Consider the following 17,892-nt stretch of genomic DNA (forward strand, 5'->3'; position numbering starts at 1 on the left):
CGAAGTCATGAGTGAGGTGATGCAGAAAGCTATGGCTATGCAGCATGATGCTCCCGCTTCAATTCAATAACCCTGTTGCACTCAGCTCCTGCAACCACCGCCTTTATATATAAGGGGTTTGGCGTTTTGCTTTCTCGCGATATCGAAAAATATCATTTGGCCATGAAAGAAAGGGCTGGACATTCCGAAATAGTGGCATTTGGGCGATATGCCACTAATTGGTGATTGTTGGGCCACTATTGCGTGTAGGATTTTTCCGACATGCGGAGCGGCGCTCTTGTCAGGAATGGACGAATAGGCGTTTCGGTGAGGTCAGGACGATCGGAAATCCAGGGGAGGCGCGGTGGCATTGCACCACCGCAGGCTGAAGGCGGGCTCAGTCGTTCGGTGTGTCGCGCAGGAAAACCAGCTTGTCCGGTGCGGAATGTTCGGCGGAGTAGGAGTAGCCCTGGGAGTCGAAGCCCTTGAGGGCCTCAGGGTCGCGCAGACGTTCCTTGATCACGAAGCGAGCCATCAGGCCGCGCGCTTTCTTGGCGTAGAAGCTGATGATTTTGTACTGGCCGTTCTTCAGGTCCCGAAATTCGGTGTCGATGATCCGAGCGTTCAGCGCCTTGCGTTTGACCGCGCCGAAATACTCGTTGGAGGCCAGGTTCAGAAGGACGTCGTCGCCTTGCGCCGCGAGGGCCTCGTTCAGCCAGCCGCTGATGCGTTCGCCCCAGAAGGCGTAGAGGTCCTGGCCACGACGGTTGGCCAGCTTGGTGCCCATTTCCAGCCGGTAAGGCTGCATCAGGTCCAGCGGGCGCAGCACGCCATACAGGCCGGAGAGCATGCGCAGGTGATCCTGGGCGAAGTCGAAGTCGGCCTCGCTGAAATCCTCGGCATTCAGCCCGGTATAGACGTCTCCCTTGAAGGCAAGCAGCGCCTGCTTGGCGTTCTCCGGCGTGAAGTCGGGCGTCCAGCTGCCATAGCGGGCGGCGTTGAGCCCGGCGAGCTTGTCGGACAGATGCATGAGTTCGCCGATTTCGGCCGGAGCCATCCGGCGCAACTGGGCGATCAGTTCCTGGGCGTGATCCAGGTGTTGGGGTTGGGTGAAGCGGGAAGTGACCGGCGGGGTCTCGTAATCGAGGGTCTTGGCCGGAGAAATCACCATCAGCATGTATGGTCTCCTGTCAGCGTGCGGCGATTCTAGGGCCCCAGCGGTCCAGGCTCCAGCTATCGAGGCAATCGATTTTCCCTTTGAAGGTGCCGGGTGATCGGATGAGTGCAGCCTTGCATCGAGATGGGCAGGCGAGGAAGCGGTTGACCCTGGGGCCGCCCCGGGGTTTTAGTCTGCTCAGGTCTGCACTTTGGAAGAAGGACGTAACATGAATTCCTGTGATCATTCGCGCTGGGAGCCCTCTCACGATTACCGCCCCCTGGAGCACGGTAGCGAGCGGCAGGCCTGGCGTGTCATGGCACTGACCGGCGTGACCATGCTGGTGGAAATCGCCGCCGGCCACTGGTTCAACTCCATGGCGCTGCTCGCCGACGGTTGGCACATGGCCTCGCACATGGTCGCTATCGGTCTCACCGCGCTCGCCTATCTGCTCGCCCGTCGCTACGCACGGGACCGCCGCTTCGCCTTCGGCACCTGGAAGATCGAGATCCTGGCCGGCTTCGCCAGCGCCTTGCTGTTGGTGGTGGTCGCGGTGCTGATGCTGTTCGAGTCGTTCTGGCGGTTGTGGGAGCCGGTGCGGATCAGCTTCGACCAGGCGCTCTGGGTGGCATCCATCGGCCTGGTGGTGAATCTGTTGTCGGCCTGGTTGCTGCGTGACCAGCCGCATTCTCACAGCCACACTGGCGCCGATCACGATCACGATCACGATCACGATCACGATCACGATCACGATCACGATCACGATCACGATCACGATCACGGACATGGACATGCTCACGGTGGACGCGACCTCAACCGGCATGCGGCCTTCCTCCATGTGCTGGCCGATGCGCTGACATCGGTGGCCGCCATCCTCGCCCTGCTGGGCGGCAAGCTGTTCGGCTGGGATTGGCTGGACCCGGCCATGGGTGTGGTCGGTGCCGTGGTGATCGGTATATGGGCCAAGGGCCTGCTGGTAGAGACCGGCAAGGTGCTGCTCGATCGCGAGATGGATCACCCGCTGGTGGATCGGGTTCGCAGGGTTCTGGAGGACGAGCCGGACACTGAGATCGCCGATCTGCACCTGTGGCGTGTCGGGCGCGCGCAATATGCCTGCATCCTTTCCCTGGTGACCCACGACGACGTTTCGGCGGATCGCTACAAATCGCGCCTGACGGGCTTCAACGAGCTGGTGCACGTGACCGTGGAGGTCAACCGGTGCGGCATAGGACATGGAACGGACCAGGACGATCCGGTCTGTCGGGCGAAGGGATGAAGGGGAGTAAAGCGAGAGGCTCAGCCATATGACTGTAGCGGCGTGGGGAAGGGGCGCCAAGGGTTATTCGTCGAACCGATAAAAAAACCGTAACGGGTGTGAAAAACAGTTTTTCTGTCATTCCTTTTGCGGTATTACCAGAACAAGACCGCCGAATCCTGCAGTCAGGTGGCGTCCCTCCAGGCCCCGCACCTTGCCTGCAAATCCCGAGTTCGCTCGGGAGGCCGGCGGCCCCCTGCGGCGGAGCGCCGACCCGGCATTCCGTCGCTTGGCCCCTCCAAGAAAGGTGACCGAGTATGGATGACCACGGACGTGCCCGCTCCACCCAGCCCACCCTGTATGTCCTCGACACCAATGTCCTGATCCACGATCCGAACGCCTTGCTGAATTTCCAGGAACATCACGTCGCGATTCCGATGACGGTGCTGGAAGAGCTGGACAAGTTGAAGACTGGCAAGCACACCGTCGCTGCCGAATGCCGTCAGGCGATCCGCCTGATCGACCAGGTACTGGGCGAAGCCTCGCCGGAGGAAGTGGAGCAGGGCGTACCGATCCAGCGTGGTAAGAGCGGCCCCTGTGGCTGGCTGTCGATCCTCATGAGCAAGCGGGCCGAGACGGTACTGCCGGAGAACCACAACGACAACCGCATCATCAATCAGCTGGTGGAGTTGAAGAGCCGTCGCACCGGCGTCCCCGTGGTGCTGGTGACCAAGGACATCAACATGCGCTTGAAGGCGCGCGCCTGCGGTATCGCCGCGGAGGACTACCATACCGACCAACTGATCGATGACGTCAACCTGCTGTCCCGCGGCTACCACAGTCTGAGCGGGACCTTCTGGGACCGCGTGAGCAAGGTGGAGACCCGCCAGGACCATGGACGCACCTGGCACCGCGTGCAGCTCACCGACAACCTGCCGGCGGTGCACGTCAACGAGTTCATCGTCGACGAGCAGGGCTTCGTCGGCTGGATCAAGGGCATCAAGCAGGACGAATTGCTGATCCTCGACCTGCACCAGGAACCTCTGCTGCATCAGGAGGCCTGGGGCCTGAGGCCGCGGGACATCTACCAGGCGCTGGCGCTGTACGCGTTGCTCGACCCGGACATCCATCTGGTCAACCTGTCCGGTGCCGCCGGTTCCGGCAAGACCATCCTGGCCCTGGCCGCCGCCATCGAGCAGACCATGGTCAGCAAGCGTTACCGGCGCATCATCGCCACCCGCAGCGTGCAGGGGCTGGACGAGGACATCGGCTTCCTGCCCGGTACCGAGGCCGAGAAGATGGAGCCCTGGCTGGGCGCCATCACCGATAACCTGGAAGCGCTGCACATGGATGACGAGAACACCCACGGCAGCGTGGACTACATCCTGCAAAAAGTGCCGTTGCAGTTCAAATCGCTGAACTACATCCGCGGGCGCAGCTTCCAGCAGAGCCTGATCCTGATCGACGAGTGCCAGAACCTCACGCCGCACCAGATGAAAACCATCATCACCCGTGCCGGCAGCGGTTCGAAGGTGGTCTGCCTGGGCAACCTGGCGCAGATCGACACGCCCTACCTGTCCGCCACCAGTTCGGGCTTGACCTACCTGACGGAGCGCTTCAAGGACTTCCCGCACGGGGTACATATCACCCTTCAAGGGGTACCTCGTTCGGTGCTGGCGGAGTACGCCGAGGCCCATATGTAACGGGCCGGGGACGTTCCGGGGCTGTGGCTGGACGGTGCCGTCCGCCTGCGGCCTGTGGCCTGTGAAGGGGGTGTCGTGTATACAATGCGTCATTCCCTTCACAGATCGACTCCACAATGTTGACCCATCTCGATTCCCAAGGTCATGCCAACATGGTCGACGTCACCGATAAGGCGGTGACGTCCCGTGAGGCCGTGGCCGAAGCACGGGTGCGCATGCGCCCGGAAACCCTGCGCCTGATCCAGGACGGCGGCCATCCCAAGGGCGACGTGTTCGCCGTGGCACGCATCGCCGGCATCCAGGCGGCGAAGAAGACCCATGAATTGATTCCGCTGTGCCATCCGCTCCTGCTCACGGGCGTGAAGGTCGAGCTGGCTCCCGAGGGCGATGACACCGTGCACATCGTTGCCCGCTGCAAGCTGGCCGGGCAGACCGGGGTGGAAATGGAAGCCCTGACCGCCGCCAGCGTCGCCGCGCTGACCCTCTACGACATGTGCAAGGCGGTGGATCGCGGCATGACCATCGAACAGGTGCGTCTGCTGGAGAAGCTTGGCGGCAAGAGCGGCCATTACCGGGCAGAGGACGGCGCGCAATGATCCGTGTGCAGTACTTCGCTCGTTACCGCGAGACCCTGGGCCTCGATGGCGAGGCGCTCGACATGGCCTCCGACTGGACCCGCATCGACGACCTGCGCCAGCACCTGCTGGGCCGTGGCGGCGCCTGGGAGGTGCTCGCCGAGCGTAACCTGATGTGTGCCCGCAACCAGGAACTGTGCAGTCTCGACGAGCCTCTGGAAGACGGCGACGAAGTGGCATTCTTCCCCACGGTCACCGGAGGTTGAGCATGGCCATTCGGGTCCAGGCGGCGGCGTTCGACCCGGGGGTCGAGCTCAATGCCCTGCACGCAGCCAATGTCGGCGTCGGCGCGGTGGTCGGTTTCGTCGGCTATGTGCGCGACTTCAACGATGGCCAGGAAGTCGGCGGCATGTTCCTCGAACACTATCCCGGCATGACCGAGAAGGCGCTGGAGAAGATCGCCCGCGAAGCGGAGCAACGCTGGCCATTGCTCCGCCTCGAGATTCTGCACCGCATCGGCCGCCTGGAGCCGGGCGAACCCATCGTCTTCGTCGGCACGGCCAGTGCTCATCGCCAGGCAGCGTTCGACGCCTGCAATTTCGTCATGGATTACCTGAAGACCCGCGCACCGTTCTGGAAGAAGGAAGATACCCAGGATGGCCCACGCTGGGTCGAAGGCCGCGACAGCGACAAAGCTGCGGCCGACCGCTGGCGCAACGACTGATTTCCTTCGGCGACCGCCGCCTCCGCTCGTTTTTCTCTCCAGTTGCCGGGCTTTCGAGCCCGACGGCTGCGTTCGTCCGTTCACAACGCTGGGCGTTGACCATTTGTACTTATAAGTCCATATTGGACTAAAAGTACAAGATGGCGGCTCGCCCATGGGCACCGAAACCTGTTCGCTTCGCTTATCGCTTCCGCCCGTTCTCGCCACGGCGTCCTGCTTCCGTTCCTGCCAACCCCCAAAACCGTCCGCCTCAGGCGGCACGCATTCGCATCCGGGAGTCGCACCATGAAGAAAATCGTCCTGTTGGGCAGCCTTGCCCTGGGCCTGTTGGCCTCCAGCCTGTTCGCCGCCGATAAGCCCCTGCGCCTGGGCATCGAGGCAGCTTATCCGCCGTTCGCCTACAAGACGCCCGAGGGGGCGATCGCCGGCTTCGACTACGACATCGGAAACGCCCTGTGCGAACAGATGCAGACCCGCTGCGAATGGGTCGAGCAGGAGTTCGACGGGCTGATCCCCTCGCTAAAGGTGCGCAAGGTGGATGCGATTCTCTCGTCCATGACCATTACCGAAGAACGGCGCCGGTCGGTGGATTTCACCGGCAAGTACTACTACAGCCCTGCGCGTCTGGTGATGAAGGAAGGCACCACCGTGGACGCCGATTTCGCCAACCTGAAGGGCAAGCGCATCGCCGTCCAGCGTTCCACCACCACCGATCGTTTCGCCACCGGGGTGCTGCAGCCCAAGGGGGTCGAGGTGGTGCGTTACAGCACCCAGAACGAGATTTACCTGGACCTGCTCGCCGGCCGCCTGGACGGGGTGCTGGCCGATGCCATCCCGCTGGACGAAGGCTTCCTCAAGACCGAGAGCGGCAAGGGCTTCGCCTTCGTCGGGCCGGACTTCAGCGATCCGCATTATTTCGGCGAGGGGGCCGGCATCGCCGTACGCAAGGGCGATGCGGAGCTGCTGGACAAACTCAATGCAGCCATCGCGGCGATCCGCGCCAACGGCCGCTACCAGGCAATCCAGAGCAAATACTTCAGCTTCGACATCTACGGCGAGTGAAGGCGGGAGGGGCACCCTCCGTCAGACGTAGATCCGCTGGCCGCGATAGATCCGTACCGAGCCGGAGGGCTTTCCTGTCAGGCTGGCGGGAGCCGGTACGTCGGCCAGCGGCTGGCCCTTCGGGGTGGCGCGGACGGGTGCAGGGATCAGATCGCTGAACTCCGCCAGACGCTGGCCGAGGGTGCGGGTTTCCAAGTCGTTGGAGTTCAGGCAGGCGGCGAGCATCGCCGGGATGGCATCCGGCTGGCTGAGGCGGATATTCACCGCCAACTCGTCGCGCAGGCGCCGACGCAGTGCCTGCATGCAATCCAGAACGGCTTTGTTCAGCTCCATGCATTTCTCCTTCAGTGAGAACGCTCCGGGGGACACTCTTCCTGAGTGACCCGGAGCCGCGGGCTGGTACAGACCCGACCCGTCGTCTTCCTGACCGGAGAATCGCCTTGATCCCCCGATTAGTGCTGAGGCAAGCCTTGTGCCAGTTCACAGAAGGAGGAACTGCGCGGCGTCCAGGCAGTCGATGGTTCATCGCCGCTCCCGTCCGGTGCGTCGTGCACCGGCATGGCGCTACGCTGAAGCGCCGGACACGAACCGGTATACTCGCGGCTACCGAGTCTTCCCGCGCTCCCTGAAGGTTTATCCATGCGTAACGATGCCCACGACGAACTGGATCACGTGCCCAGCCTGAGGCCCGATATCCGCGATGACGACGACTTCGACCCGGATGCGGCCGATCCGCTGGAACGCGGTTACGGCCGTGGGGCGGTACGTGCGGCAAGGCCGGCGAAAGCCGCGAAAGGAGCCAGCACCGGCCCGCTGTGGGCGTTGGTCGGCGCCCTGACCATTGCCCTGGGCGGCCTGGGATGGTGGAGCTTCCAGCAGATTTCGCTGATGGAGCAGCAGTTGGTGGCGACCCAGGAGAGCTTCGCCCGCATCAGCGAAGAGGCTGCCGGGCGCATCCAGGACATCACCGGCAAGGTGGTGGCCACCGAGTCCAGCGTCACCACCGGTAGCGAAGCCCTGAAACTGCAGGTCAAGCAACTGGAAAGCAAACTCGCTGAGCTAAGCCGCCAGCAGCAGGGCGTTGCCGGGCAGCAGGGCGAACAGGCCAAGCGCCTCGACCAACTGGCCGCCGATCTCAAGGCACAGAAGAGCGACGCTGCCCAGCTCGATACCCGTCTGAAAGGCTTGGCCGGGGAACAGGAAAAGCTGCAGGCCGCACAGGCCGACCTGAAGGCCGCCCAGGGCGACACCCAGTCGGCCAAACAGGAACTGGCTCGCCTGGATACCCGTCTCAAAGGGTTGGCGGCGGATCTCGAAACCCTGAAGAAGCAGGGCAATCCCAACCAGGCCATTGGCCGCCTGGAGCAGGACCTGCTGGTCCTGCGCAGCGAAATGGAAACCCGCGCTGGCTCCGGCCAGGGCAGCGCCGCCGAATTCGACGCTTTCCGCGCCCAGATGACCCGCAACATCACTAGCCTGCAAAGCCAACTGCAAAGTCTGCAACAGCAGATCAACGCACGCTGATGCCAAACGCCATCCGGGTCACCCCGGATGGTGCCATCCCTGACCCGCTTTCCGTAGAGTCAGCTCTGCCGGCGAAGCTCCTGCGTGGCCTCCAATCGCGAGCGGAGCTCGCTCCTACACAGAGCCGTAACCCGGATTGCGCCCAGGCTTATCCGGGCTACGATCCGAAAGTCCACACCACCTCTGTGGGGGCGAATTTATTCGCCCGGCGATGGCCGCGTATCTGTGGGAGCGAGCAGGCCTTACAGCCGCGGATAGTCCAGGTAGCCCACCGGTCCCGAGCTATAGAAGGTCGCCGGGTCGGCTTCGTTGAGCGGGGCGTTCTGTTTGAACCGTTCCACCAGGTCCGGGTTGGCGATGTAGGGCACGCCGAAGGCCACCGCATCGGCTTTGCCGGCTGCCAGCCAGGCGTCGGCCTGCTCCCTGGTGAAGCGCTCGTTGGCGATGAACACGCCGCCGAAGGCTTCCTTCAGGCGCGGAGCGAGGCTGTCGTCGGCTTCCTTCTCGCGGGCGCAGATGAAGGCGATACCGCGCTTGCCCAGCTCGTGGGCGACGTAGGTGAAGGTCTCGGCCCGATTCGAATCGCCCATGTCATGCAGGTCGGCACGGGGCGCCAGGTGGACGCCGACACGACCGGCGCCCCAGACCTCGATGGCCGCATCGGTGACTTCCAGCAGCAGACGAGCGCGGTTTTCCAGCGAGCCGCCGTAGCGGTCGGTGCGCTGGTTGGTGCTGTCCTGCAGGAACTGGTCGAGCAGATAACCGTTGGCCGCATGGATTTCCACACCGTCGAAGCCGGCAGCCTTGGCGTTTTCGGCGCCGGTACGGTAGGCCTCGACGATGTCGGCGATTTCCTCGGTTTCCAAGGCGCGCGGGGTGACGAAGTCACGCAGCGGCCGCAGCAGGCTGACATGGCCCTTGGCGGCGATGGCGCTGGGGGCGACCGGCAGTTCGCCGTTCAGGTAGCTGGGATCGGAAATGCGCCCGACGTGCCAGAGCTGCAGCATGATCTTGCCGCCATTGGCATGCACCGCCTTGGTGATATTGCTCCAGCCGCGCACCTGGGCGTCGGACCAGATGCCGGGGGTGTCGGGGTAGCCGACGCCCATCGGCGACACCGACGTGGCCTCGCTGAGAATCAGGCCGGCGGAGGCGCGCTGGGCGTAGTACTCGGCCATCAGCGCGTTGGGCACGCGGCCTTCGTCCGCGCGGCAACGAGTCAGCGGGGCCATGACGATACGGTTGTTCAGTTCCAGGTCGCCGATCTTGATCGGGTCGAAGAGCGTGGTCATTGGAATATCTCCGTTAACGGTCGGTCGAGAGCCTGTTCGGGCTCGGTTTTTCGGGCAAAGCGGGGCGAGAAGCGAAGTCGGAGTGGGCCTGCTCCTGTTGAAAAGGGAAGAACGGGGAAGTGCTACAACTCGTCGCCGATCTGGCGCAGGAATGCCTGGATGGTGTCCTCGTTGCGTTTGAAGAAATTCCACTGGCCAACCCGCTGGCTGGTCACCAGTCCCGCCCGTTGCAAGGTCGCCAAGTGCGCCGAGACGGTGGACTGGGAAAGCCCGGTACGCTGGTCGAACTTGCCGGCGCAGACGCCGATCTCGAACGGGTGTTCCTGCTCGATGAAGTATTTCTCCGGGTCCTTCAGCCAATGCAGCATGTCGCGGCGCACCGGGTGGGCGAGGGCCTTGATGATTTCATCGATGTCGATGGGCATGACGTGGCGGTTCATGAATCGCGATGGAACGAACTGTATATCGGTCTATCGCGATATGCCGATCAAAGAGAGCGATAGTCGTCATCGACGGCTTCGATAGAAGGAATGGAGTAAGCTCGCTCCATGAATTACCTGGCCCATCTTCACCTCGGCGGCGATGCTCCGGCCGCGTTGCTCGGCAGTCTCTACGGCGACTTCGTAAAAGGTCCGCTGGACGGACGCTGGCCGACGGATATCGAGGCGGGAATCCGTCTGCACCGGCGCATCGATGCGTTTACCGATGCGCATCCGCTCATCGAGCGGGCCAAGGCGCGCTTTCCACAGGAGCGGCGGCGCCTGGCCGGCATCCTGCTCGATGTGTTCTTCGATCATTGTCTGGCGCGGGATTGGAACCTGTTCTCCGATGAGCCGCTGGACCGGTTCACCGCGCGGGTCTACCGGTTGCTCGCCGATGAGGCACGGCTGCCGGAGCGGTTGGCCCTGATCGCACCGCGCATGGCCGCCCAGGACTGGCTGGGCAGCTACCGGGAATTCGCTGTGCTGGAGCAGGTCATCGCCGGCATGGGGCGGCGTTTGTCACGGCCGCATCTGTTGGCTGGTGGGATGGAGCTGCTGGAGCGGCTGTACGAGCCGCTGAGCGAGGATTTCCAGCGCTTCTATCCGGAGCTGCAGCGCTTCGTCGATGCACAAGGGCAGGCGTTGCGCTGAGCGGTGTCCCGGATTGGCTCAGGACAAATCCGGGATACGGGGAGACGTATCAGGCGACGTCGCGCAGCCTGTCTTCCGGGGTGCCGAACAAGGCGTCATGCACCGCCTGCTGGGCACGCTGGGCCAGGGCGCCGCGCTCCAGGCCGTGGCTTTCGATGGGCGCCAGCAGGTGGATATCCACCTCGATGGGGTCGGCCTTCAGCAGGCGCAGCAGATGGGATGGCAGGTCATCGTCGCCGATGAAGGGGGCGACTTCGATATCCCGCTCGGCCCCGCGCCGATAACCGATCGCCACCGGCTGTAGCGCTACGCCGGCCTCGATGGCGCTGGCCAGCAGGCGACCGTGGAAGGTGCGCACGCGGCTGCCGTCGGTGGTGGTGCCTTCCGGAAAGATCGCCAAATGCCGCTGCTGGTGCAGGTGGCGGGCGAGCTGGCGGTTGACCAGATTGCTGTCGCCCGAGCCGCGGCGGATGAACAGGGTACCGGCCTTATGCGCCAGCCAGCCGGCCAGCGGCCAGGCACGGACTTCGGCTTTCGAGAGGAACGACAACGGTGCCAGGGCGCCGAGCAGCGGGATATCGGTCCAGGACACGTGGTTGCCCACCCATAGCATCGGCCGGTCCGGCAGTTGGCCGTGCACGGTCACGCGGAACGGCAGGGCGGCGGCGAGGCGGGCGAGGTACCAGCGGGTCAGGCGCTGGCGCAGCGGCATCAGGTCGTGGCGGCGCAGGCGTTCGAGCAGGCTCACCCATCCCGCCAGGACCAGGCCGAGGCCGATCACGGCGAGCAGGCTGGCGATGCGGAGGTAGAGGCGGAGTCGCTTCATCGGGGCTCCCGGCGCGGATCAGACCGCGGCCCTGAAGTGACGGGCGTAGCGCGGGCACAGCTCGTCGCGCTTGAGCAGGATGAACACGTCGGCGACCTGGAAGTCCGGGTCCCAGCAGGGTTCGCCGCAGACCTTCGCACCCAGGCGCATGTAGGCCTTGAGCAGCGGCGGCATCTCGGCGATGACGTTGCCCGGCAGCTCCAGCGGCGGCAGCGGGTTCTTCGGCTCGGCGCGCAGGTGTTCGGTGCACAGGTAGCGTTCGCGCAGGCGCTGCATGATCGCTTGGGCCTGGATACCGCCGTCCTGCATGGGGATGCTGGCGCAGCCCATCAGATAGCGGTAGCCGCCTTCGTTGAGCACTTCCGCGAGTTCGCCCCAGAGCACGGCGATGGTGGCGCCATTGCGGTAGGCCGGGTCGACGCATGTGCGGCCGATTTCCAGCACCGGCCCTTGCAGTTGCAACAGGCCATGCAGGTTGAATTCCTCTTCGCTGTAGAAGCGGCCCAGGCCGGCGGCGGCGCGATGGTCGAGCAGGCGGGTGGTGGCGACCAGGCGTCCGTTGTTCTGGTCGCGTACGCCGATGTGGGCGCAGTGCTCGTCGAAGTCGTCGAGGTCCAGCCCCTGCTCGGCGCCCTTGAGCTTGGCGTCGAATTCCGCGCTGAACACTTGGTAGCGCAGGGCCTGGGCTTCTCGCAGCGCGGCGGTGCCGAGCAGGCGTTCGGCTTGCAGGCGGCGTTCCGGGGTGGGCTGGCGGGTGAGGGCGATCTGGGTCATGTGAGCCTCCGTGAGCCGGCCTTTCTGGTGGTTGCAGCCGGTCGACTTTGTTGTGCAAGCTCAGGCTAGGCAGACCCGGTGTCACCCCCGTGACGGTTCGGTGATGCTTATGTGACGACCTTTTCAGGAGACCGCCATGCCCTGGCAATCCGTGCTCGGCCCCGCCGAACGCCTACCCGCGATGACTGCCCTGGACGACTGGTTCGCCGCCTTGCTGGAGCGCACCGGCAACGTCGGGCCGCTGGAGATGGCGTTGCTGGGAGGGCGTCTGGCGGCCACGCCGGGATTAGCCTTTCTCGCCGGTTACCAGGGTGCGTTGCGCGCGCTCTGGCCTTCGGCTCCGGCGAGCCTGGGGGCGCTCTGCGTCACCGAGCAGCGCAGCACCCGGCCGGCGGACCTGGCGACTCGCCTGGAGGACCTGAAGCTGACGGGGCGCAAGGATTTCGTCACCGCCGCCGAGGCGGCCGACTGGCTGCTGGTGGCGGCACGGGAAGAGGCGTCCGGGGAGCCGCCGCGGCTGGCGCTGTGCGTGCTCTACGGCGGCGCGCCGGGCGTACGTATCGAGCCCTTGCCGGCACTGCCGCTGATGCCGGACGTCGGCCATGCCCGCCTGCATCTCGACAACGCCCTCTGTGAGCGGCTGGCGGGCGACGGCTGGGATGCCTACGTCAAGCCGTTCCGCACGCTGGAAGATACCCACGTGCTGGCCGCGTTCTGCGCCTGGCTGTACGGCGTGGGGCTGGAGAGCACCTGGCCGCGCGACCTGTTGCTGCGCCTCGGCGCACTGCTCGCCGGTTGTGCCGAGGTGGCCCGGCAGAGCGCCGGGGCGCCGGCCACTCATATCCTGCTGGCCGGCCTGTTCGCCCAGTTCGAATCGCTCAGGCCGGCGCTCGACGCAGCCTTTGCCAGTGGAGAGCAGAGTTGGGCTGCGCTGTGGATACGGGATCGCGACCTGCTGTCGATTGCCAGTGGCCAGCGTGCACGGCGGTTGGAGATAGCCTTGGCGAGCCTGGGCATGGCATGACCGGTTGGTAATCGGAGTGTCGTTTCGGTCACGAAAGCTGCCTGACGACCTGCGCATATACCTCTAAAGACATATCTCGTTGATCCAGGTCAGTGAGGGCCTGGCGCGGAGCGCATATACCTAGCGTCGCTCTTTTCCGAGAGGTTTCCATGCGACGCGAACCCATCATGCTGTTCGATAACGGCAGCCACCAATGCCTGATGTTCGATGACCTGGTCAGTGGCGACGGTGTGCAGTCCAACCAGTTCCTGATCATCGACCATGACGAGTACCTGCTGCTCGATCCGGGCGGCGATCTCACCTACACACCCCTGTCGCTGGAGCTGTCCAAGCACATCCCGGTGCAGGACCTGACTTACATCTTCGCCTCGCACCAGGACCCGGACATCATCGCCTCGCTGGACAAGTGGCTGCTGCATACGCGCGCCCGAGTGATCTGTTCCAAGCTGTGGGCGCGTTTCCTGCCGCACCTGACGGCCAACTATCTGGCCATCAGCCATGGCATCTCCACCTACGACCGGATCATCGCCCTGCCGGACCGTGGGCAGAAGTTCCCTCTCGGCAAGTGCCAGTTGAAGGCAATACCGGCGCACTTCCTTCATTCGGTGGGCAACTTCCAGCTCTACGATCCCGTGAGCAAGATTCTCTTTTCCGGTGACATGGGCGCGTCCATGGTGGACGACGCCGACCCGGTGCGCGATTTCGCCAGCCATGTGCCGAGTATGGAAGGCTTCCATCGTCGCTACATGGCCAGCAACAAGGTCGCCCGGCTGTGGGCGCAGATGGTACGCGGCATGGACGTGGAAATGATCGTGCCGCAGCACGGCCGGCCCTTCGTCGGCAAGGAAATGATCAGCGCCTTCCTGTACTGGATCGAAGGTCTGGAATGCGGCATTGACCTGATGAGTGCCGACGATTACCGGGCGCCCTGAAACGGGCATCGCTTTCGCTTTTCCGTCATGAGGGCATGCTAGGGTTTCGCCTCCGACAGGAGGTCCTTCGATGCCCCGACCGTTTTCTTTTCTCCTTGGTATTGCCGGCTGCTTCGTCATTGGCGCCGCCCAGGCTGTCGCCGAAGCCTGGCCCGATGACGACTGGCCCCGCGGCGCGACGCCGACGGGCGAGGCCCTTGCCGCCTTCGAGTCCTATGCCTTCCCTGAGCGTGACGAGGTATCCCGGCTGGGCGTGCGCAGCGATGCGGTGGTGGTGATCCGCGACGGTGAGTTGATCTACGAACGCTATGCCGGCGAGACCCGCGCCGACACCCCGCACCTGACCTGGTCGGTGAGCAAGAGCGTGCTCGCCAGCGTCCTCGGCGTGGCCTACGGCGAGGGGCGTTTCCGCCTCGACGACCCGGCGGCCCGCTACTACCCGGCGCTCACCGCACACCCGCAGGTCAGTCTGCGGCACCTGCTCAACTGGTCCTCCGGGCTGGCCTGGCAGGAAGACTACGAGTACGCGCCGGTAAAATCGTCGGTGGTGGCGATGCTTTACACACAAGGGCGCACGGACATGGCCGCATTCACCGCCGCCCATGCTCAGGAGATGCCACCGGGCCAGCATTTCCGCTACTCCAGCGGCGACAGCAACGTCCTGGCCGCCGCGCTGAAAGGCGTGGTCGGTGCCGCAGCCTACCCGGACTACCCCTGGACCGCGCTGTTCGAACCGTTGGGCATTCGTTCCGCAGTGTGGGAGGCCGATGCCGCCGGCACCTTCGTCGGCTCGTCCTACACCTACCTCACGGCGCGCGATCTGGCGCGGGTCGGTCTGCTCATGCAGCGCGACGGACGCTGGTACGACCGGCAACTGCTGCCGCGCGACTGGGTTGCCTTCAACCGCACCCCAGCGCCGAGCTACCGACCGCTGGAAGACGAGGCGGTGCCCGGTGGCCATTGGTGGCTCAATGTGCGGCTGGGCGGTGCCGAGAAACCCTGGCCGAACGCGCCGGAAGACACCTTCGCCGCCCTCGGCCATTGGGGGCAGGCGCTGTACGTGTTGCCCGCCGCGCGACTGGTGATCGTGCGCTACGCCGACGACCGCGACGCCAGCTATCGCCATGACGAATTCCTCAAGCGTGCCGTCGCCGCCTTCGCCAGGGAGACCGGGCAATGATCCGTCGCCATCCGTTCCTCAGCCTGTTGGTCCTGCTGGTGGCGGTGCTCAGCCTGCTCGGCTGGCAGAACCGCACCCACCTGGCGGCCTTCCCGGACATCATCGGCGCCTACACGGCGAAGGAATATTGTTCCTGTCGCTACGTCAGCGGGAACTCGGCGGACTATTGCCGGGCCTATACCCAACAGTACGTGCCGATCAGCGCGTTTCACGACGACCAGGCCGGCAAGCGGGTGACTGCCCGTGGCCTCGGCCGTACGCATACCGCCGCCTGGCTCGGCCCGCGTCAGGGTTGCCGCCTGCTGCCGGAGGCGGACGATTTGCCCGAATCCTGACGGGCGCGGCGTCTTCGCAGGCGGCGCCGTGTTGCCCGCCTCGCGGAGTAGTCATGCGCGCATTGGTTTTTCTCCTGGCAGTCCTTCCGGCTTCCTGGGCGCTGGCCGACTGGCAACTGGACCCCAAGTTGTCGCGGATCAGCTTCGTCTCGGTCAAGCGCGGCGATATGGCCGACGTGCAGCGCTTCACCGAACTCTCCGGGACGGTCGACGGCCAAGGGTTGGCGCGTGTCGTCATTCCCTTCAGCGGTCTCGACACCGGGCTTGCCCTGCGTGACGAACGCACCCGCGAGACGCTGTTCGAAACCGAGCGCTTTCCCCAGGCGGAGGTGTCCAGCCAGATCGATCTGGCAATCTGGGAGCAACTGGACGTCGGCGCGTCGCAGATCGAGAACCTAGAGTTCCAGCTCGACCTGCACGGCCAGCAGCGGCGCCTGAAGGCCGAGGTGCTGGTCAGTCGCCTGGGCGAGGAGCGCCTCCAGGTGACCCTGCTCGAACCCTTGGTAATCAAGGCCGACGATTTCGCCCTGATCGACGGGTTGGAAAAGCTCAAGGCCATCGCCAGCGTTCCGTCGATCACGCCGGAGGTGCCGGTCTTCGCGGTGCTGAACTTCCAGCGGCAGCCCTGAACCGCTATGGTGCGCAGATTCCTTTCCACAGGGAGCGTTCATGCGAAAGCTGTTAGCTCTTGCGCTGGCTGCCTCGGCCAGTGCAACCGCCCATGCCAGTTGGTATCTGGATAACGAATCGTCACGGCTGTCGTTCATCTCCACCAAGGCCGTGAATTTCTCCGAGGTGCACCGGTTTCTCACGCTGCACGGCAAGGTCGACGACCAGGGTCGTGCGCGTTTGCGCGTCGAGCTGGAGTCGGTGAGCACCGGCATTCCGCTGCGCGATGAGCGGATGCGCAACCTGCTGTTCGATACCCGGCACTTCGCCGAGGCGGAGGTGGAGGCCCAGCTCGCCCTTGGGCCGATCACCGACTTGGCACCCGGCGCGCAACTGGAACTGCGCCTGCCACTGACCTTGCGTCTGCATGGGAAGGAAAAACGCCTGGACGCCGAACTGCTGGCGACTCGCCTGGACGACCGCCGTTTCCAGGTCGTGACCCTGGCGCCACTGGTGCTGCATGCCGACGACTTCGGTTTGGCGCCGGGCGTCGAGGCATTGCGCAAGGCGGCCGCGCTCCCGGCCATCAGCCTGTCCGTGCCGGTGGGCGCGGTGCTGATTTTCACCGCCCGCTGACATGCGTCGAGGCGCAATCTTTCCCTGGCGGGGCGGCAATCGTTTCGAATTGCTGGTGGATGGGCCTGCATTCTTCCCGCGTATGCTGGAGGCCATCGAGGCCGCCGAGCGCCAGGTCGAGCTGGAGCTGTATCTGGTCGAGGCGGGGGCCTGTCTCGACGCCTTGCTGGACGTGCTCTGCCGGGTTGGCCGGCGTGGCGTGCAGGTGCGCTGCCTGTTCGACGATTTCGGCAGCCTTGCCTTCACTCCGGCGGAGCGTCAGCGCCTGCTGGACGTCGGGGTGCAACTGCGCTTCTACAACCCGCTGCGCTGGCGACGAGGCTTGCGCAACCTGTTCCGCGACCATCGCAAGTTGCTGGTGGTGGACGGTACTCGTGCCTTCATCGGCGGCACCGGCGTGACCGACGACTTCTGGACGCCGGGCGCGGAGCAAAGCGCCTGGCACGAGATGATGGTGGAAATCGCCGGCCCGCTGGTGGCCGACTGGCAACAACTGTTCGAGCGCCAGTGGCTGGCCTGCCTGGCGCGCTTGGCGTGGAAACCGCAGTACCCGCTTGGGTTGCCGCGTCTGCCGCCGTACCCACCAGCGGGCGTGGGGCTGGGCCGGGTGGCCTATGCCGATGCCCGCCAGCATCGCGACATCCTGCAATCGCTGATCCGCTCCCTGCGCGGCAGCAAGGCGCGCATCTGGCTGGCCACGCCCTATTTCCTGCCAACCTGGAAGGTCCGTCGCGCCCTGCGCAAGGCCGCGTCGCAGGGTATCGACGTGCGTCTGCTGCTCACCGGCCAGCATACCGATCATCCGCCGATACGCTACGCCGGCCAGCGCTATTACCCACGGCTGCTCAAGGCCGGGGTACGCATCTTCGAATACCAGCCGCGCTTCATGCACCAGAAGATCGTGCTGGTGGACGACTGGGTCAGCATTGGCTCATGCAACTTCGATCATTGGAACCTGCGCTTCAATCTGGAAGCCAACCTGGAAGCCATGGACCCGCAACTGACCCGGTCCGTGACGGAAAGCTTCATCGAGGACTTCGGTCAGAGCCGTGAAATCAGTCTGGAGCTGTGGCGGGCGCGGCCGTGGTGGCGGCGTCTGCAACAGCGTCTGTGGGGCTGGCTGGACCGGCTGGTGGTGAACCTGCTCGACCGGCGCGGCTGACCGCACTTTTG

21 protein-coding genes are annotated in these 17,892 nt (G+C 64.6%); 15 read left to right on the forward strand and 6 right to left on the reverse strand.

Annotated elements, in window-relative coordinates; all coding sequences use genetic code 11:
- Positions 1-376 precede the first annotated feature (376 nt).
- On the reverse strand, positions 377-1,156 hold the full coding sequence (yaaA, locus tag BZL41_RS05250) for a peroxide stress protein YaaA (protein ID WP_095598317.1): 780 nt from the start codon (positions 1,154-1,156) through the stop codon (positions 377-379).
- A gap of 208 nt (positions 1,157-1,364) precedes the next feature.
- Between yaaA and dmeF the strand changes: the two genes are divergently transcribed.
- From dmeF to BZL41_RS05280, 6 genes are all read left to right on the forward strand, one after another.
- Entirely contained in the window at positions 1,365-2,411 is a 1,047-nt protein-coding gene (gene dmeF / locus BZL41_RS05255; RefSeq protein ID WP_095598318.1) for a CDF family Co(II)/Ni(II) efflux transporter DmeF, read from the forward strand.
- 296 nt (positions 2,412-2,707) lie between these two features.
- Positions 2,708-4,093, forward strand: a complete 1,386-nt coding sequence (locus BZL41_RS05260; RefSeq protein ID WP_095598319.1) for a PhoH family protein — start codon at positions 2,708-2,710, stop codon at positions 4,091-4,093.
- A gap of 116 nt (positions 4,094-4,209) precedes the next feature.
- Positions 4,210-4,689, forward strand: a complete 480-nt coding sequence (gene moaC, locus BZL41_RS05265; protein WP_095598320.1) for a cyclic pyranopterin monophosphate synthase MoaC — start codon at positions 4,210-4,212, stop codon at positions 4,687-4,689.
- The gene (moaD, locus tag BZL41_RS05270; protein ID WP_095598321.1) at positions 4,686-4,934 is read left to right on the forward strand and encodes a molybdopterin converting factor subunit 1; all 249 of its coding nucleotides are present in this window, start codon (positions 4,686-4,688) and stop codon (positions 4,932-4,934) included. Before moaC ends, moaD begins: the two co-directional genes overlap by 4 nt.
- A gap of 2 nt (positions 4,935-4,936) precedes the next feature.
- Positions 4,937-5,392, forward strand: coding sequence for a molybdopterin synthase catalytic subunit MoaE (gene moaE / locus BZL41_RS05275; RefSeq protein WP_095598322.1), 456 nt, complete (start codon positions 4,937-4,939; stop codon positions 5,390-5,392).
- A 285-nt stretch (positions 5,393-5,677) separates the two neighbouring features.
- Positions 5,678-6,454, forward strand: coding sequence for an ABC transporter substrate-binding protein (locus tag BZL41_RS05280; protein WP_095598323.1), 777 nt, complete (start codon positions 5,678-5,680; stop codon positions 6,452-6,454).
- A gap of 21 nt (positions 6,455-6,475) precedes the next feature.
- On the opposite strand, the gene BZL41_RS05285 is transcribed toward BZL41_RS05280, so the two are convergent.
- Positions 6,476-6,787, reverse strand: coding sequence for a hypothetical protein (locus tag BZL41_RS05285; RefSeq protein ID WP_095598324.1), 312 nt, complete (start codon positions 6,785-6,787; stop codon positions 6,476-6,478).
- 306 nt (positions 6,788-7,093) lie between these two features.
- Between BZL41_RS05285 and BZL41_RS05290 the strand changes: the two genes are divergently transcribed.
- Positions 7,094-7,978: an ATPase gene (locus BZL41_RS05290; protein WP_095598325.1), complete on the forward strand. Its 885-nt coding sequence runs from the start codon at positions 7,094-7,096 to the stop codon at positions 7,976-7,978.
- Between the two features lie 242 nt (positions 7,979-8,220).
- Here BZL41_RS05290 and BZL41_RS05295 read toward each other — a convergent pair whose 3' ends face one another.
- A complete protein-coding gene (locus BZL41_RS05295) occupies positions 8,221-9,270 on the reverse strand; it encodes an alkene reductase (RefSeq protein WP_095598326.1) in 1,050 nt (349 codons plus the stop codon).
- A gap of 122 nt (positions 9,271-9,392) precedes the next feature.
- Positions 9,393-9,695, reverse strand: coding sequence for a helix-turn-helix transcriptional regulator (locus BZL41_RS05300; protein ID WP_095598327.1), 303 nt, complete (start codon positions 9,693-9,695; stop codon positions 9,393-9,395).
- A 123-nt stretch (positions 9,696-9,818) separates the two neighbouring features.
- On the opposite strand from BZL41_RS05300, the gene BZL41_RS05305 reads away from it, so the two are divergent.
- Positions 9,819-10,403: an ACP phosphodiesterase gene (locus BZL41_RS05305; protein WP_095598328.1), complete on the forward strand. Its 585-nt coding sequence runs from the start codon at positions 9,819-9,821 to the stop codon at positions 10,401-10,403.
- 49 nt (positions 10,404-10,452) lie between these two features.
- On the opposite strand, the gene BZL41_RS05310 is transcribed toward BZL41_RS05305, so the two are convergent.
- Together BZL41_RS05310 and olsB are read right to left on the reverse strand one after the other, a co-directional pair.
- Positions 10,453-11,229 (reverse strand): 1-acyl-sn-glycerol-3-phosphate acyltransferase, encoded by a 777-nt coding sequence (locus BZL41_RS05310; protein ID WP_095598329.1) that lies wholly within the window; start codon positions 11,227-11,229, stop codon positions 10,453-10,455.
- A gap of 18 nt (positions 11,230-11,247) precedes the next feature.
- Positions 11,248-12,003 (reverse strand): L-ornithine N(alpha)-acyltransferase, encoded by a 756-nt coding sequence (gene olsB / locus BZL41_RS05315; protein ID WP_095598330.1) that lies wholly within the window; start codon positions 12,001-12,003, stop codon positions 11,248-11,250.
- A 136-nt stretch (positions 12,004-12,139) separates the two neighbouring features.
- Between olsB and BZL41_RS05320 the strand changes: the two genes are divergently transcribed.
- From BZL41_RS05320 to BZL41_RS05350, 7 genes are all read left to right on the forward strand, one after another.
- Positions 12,140-13,027: an acyl-CoA dehydrogenase family protein gene (locus tag BZL41_RS05320; RefSeq protein ID WP_095598331.1), complete on the forward strand. Its 888-nt coding sequence runs from the start codon at positions 12,140-12,142 to the stop codon at positions 13,025-13,027.
- A gap of 149 nt (positions 13,028-13,176) precedes the next feature.
- Positions 13,177-13,959: an MBL fold metallo-hydrolase gene (locus tag BZL41_RS05325; RefSeq protein ID WP_095598332.1), complete on the forward strand. Its 783-nt coding sequence runs from the start codon at positions 13,177-13,179 to the stop codon at positions 13,957-13,959.
- Between the two features lie 70 nt (positions 13,960-14,029).
- Entirely contained in the window at positions 14,030-15,139 is a 1,110-nt protein-coding gene (locus BZL41_RS05330) for a serine hydrolase (protein WP_095598333.1), read from the forward strand.
- Entirely contained in the window at positions 15,136-15,474 is a 339-nt protein-coding gene (locus tag BZL41_RS05335; RefSeq protein ID WP_084336258.1) for an amidase, read from the forward strand. Before BZL41_RS05330 ends, BZL41_RS05335 begins: the two co-directional genes overlap by 4 nt.
- Before the next feature lie 53 nt (positions 15,475-15,527).
- Positions 15,528-16,103: a YceI family protein gene (locus BZL41_RS05340; RefSeq protein ID WP_095598334.1), complete on the forward strand. Its 576-nt coding sequence runs from the start codon at positions 15,528-15,530 to the stop codon at positions 16,101-16,103.
- Between the two features lie 40 nt (positions 16,104-16,143).
- Positions 16,144-16,719, forward strand: coding sequence for a YceI family protein (locus BZL41_RS05345; protein ID WP_095598335.1), 576 nt, complete (start codon positions 16,144-16,146; stop codon positions 16,717-16,719).
- A 1-nt stretch (position 16,720) separates the two neighbouring features.
- Complete coding sequence (locus BZL41_RS05350; RefSeq protein WP_095598336.1) at positions 16,721-17,881, forward strand: phosphatidylserine/phosphatidylglycerophosphate/cardiolipin synthase family protein; 1,161 nt, start codon at positions 16,721-16,723, stop codon at positions 17,879-17,881.
- Positions 17,882-17,892: the final 11 nt, after the last annotated feature.

Source organism: Pseudomonas sp. PIC25, from assembly GCF_002286785.1.
Taxonomy (GTDB): Bacteria; Pseudomonadota; Gammaproteobacteria; order Pseudomonadales; family Pseudomonadaceae; genus Pseudomonas_M.

Bases quoted from the DNA above. Each gene is read 5' to 3' on its own strand.
- BZL41_RS05280 (WP_095598323.1), top strand. From the start codon at position 5,678: ATGAAGAAAATCGTCCTGTTGGGCAGCCTTGCCCTGGGCCTGTTGGCC.
- BZL41_RS05340 (WP_095598334.1), top strand. From the start codon at position 15,528: ATGCGCGCATTGGTTTTTCTCCTGGCAGTCCTTCCGGCTTCCTGGGCG.
- BZL41_RS05305 (WP_095598328.1), top strand. From the start codon at position 9,819: ATGAATTACCTGGCCCATCTTCACCTCGGCGGCGATGCTCCGGCCGCG.
- BZL41_RS05345 (WP_095598335.1), top strand. From the start codon at position 16,144: ATGCGAAAGCTGTTAGCTCTTGCGCTGGCTGCCTCGGCCAGTGCAACC.
- BZL41_RS05300 (WP_095598327.1), bottom strand. From the start codon at position 9,695: ATGCCCATCGACATCGATGAAATCATCAAGGCCCTCGCCCACCCGGTG.
- BZL41_RS05330 (WP_095598333.1), top strand. From the start codon at position 14,030: ATGCCCCGACCGTTTTCTTTTCTCCTTGGTATTGCCGGCTGCTTCGTC.
- BZL41_RS05295 (WP_095598326.1), bottom strand. From the start codon at position 9,270: ATGACCACGCTCTTCGACCCGATCAAGATCGGCGACCTGGAACTGAAC.
- yaaA (WP_095598317.1), bottom strand. From the start codon at position 1,156: ATGCTGATGGTGATTTCTCCGGCCAAGACCCTCGATTACGAGACCCCG.
- moaE (WP_095598322.1), top strand. From the start codon at position 4,937: ATGGCCATTCGGGTCCAGGCGGCGGCGTTCGACCCGGGGGTCGAGCTC.
- dmeF (WP_095598318.1), top strand. From the start codon at position 1,365: ATGAATTCCTGTGATCATTCGCGCTGGGAGCCCTCTCACGATTACCGC.
- BZL41_RS05350 (WP_095598336.1), top strand. From the start codon at position 16,721: ATGCGTCGAGGCGCAATCTTTCCCTGGCGGGGCGGCAATCGTTTCGAA.
- moaD (WP_095598321.1), top strand. From the start codon at position 4,686: ATGATCCGTGTGCAGTACTTCGCTCGTTACCGCGAGACCCTGGGCCTC.
- BZL41_RS05320 (WP_095598331.1), top strand. From the start codon at position 12,140: ATGCCCTGGCAATCCGTGCTCGGCCCCGCCGAACGCCTACCCGCGATG.
- BZL41_RS05310 (WP_095598329.1), bottom strand. From the start codon at position 11,229: ATGAAGCGACTCCGCCTCTACCTCCGCATCGCCAGCCTGCTCGCCGTG.
- BZL41_RS05290 (WP_095598325.1), top strand. From the start codon at position 7,094: ATGCGTAACGATGCCCACGACGAACTGGATCACGTGCCCAGCCTGAGG.
- moaC (WP_095598320.1), top strand. From the start codon at position 4,210: ATGTTGACCCATCTCGATTCCCAAGGTCATGCCAACATGGTCGACGTC.
- BZL41_RS05260 (WP_095598319.1), top strand. From the start codon at position 2,708: ATGGATGACCACGGACGTGCCCGCTCCACCCAGCCCACCCTGTATGTC.
- BZL41_RS05325 (WP_095598332.1), top strand. From the start codon at position 13,177: ATGCGACGCGAACCCATCATGCTGTTCGATAACGGCAGCCACCAATGC.
- olsB (WP_095598330.1), bottom strand. From the start codon at position 12,003: ATGACCCAGATCGCCCTCACCCGCCAGCCCACCCCGGAACGCCGCCTG.
- BZL41_RS05285 (WP_095598324.1), bottom strand. From the start codon at position 6,787: ATGGAGCTGAACAAAGCCGTTCTGGATTGCATGCAGGCACTGCGTCGG.
- BZL41_RS05335 (WP_084336258.1), top strand. From the start codon at position 15,136: ATGATCCGTCGCCATCCGTTCCTCAGCCTGTTGGTCCTGCTGGTGGCG.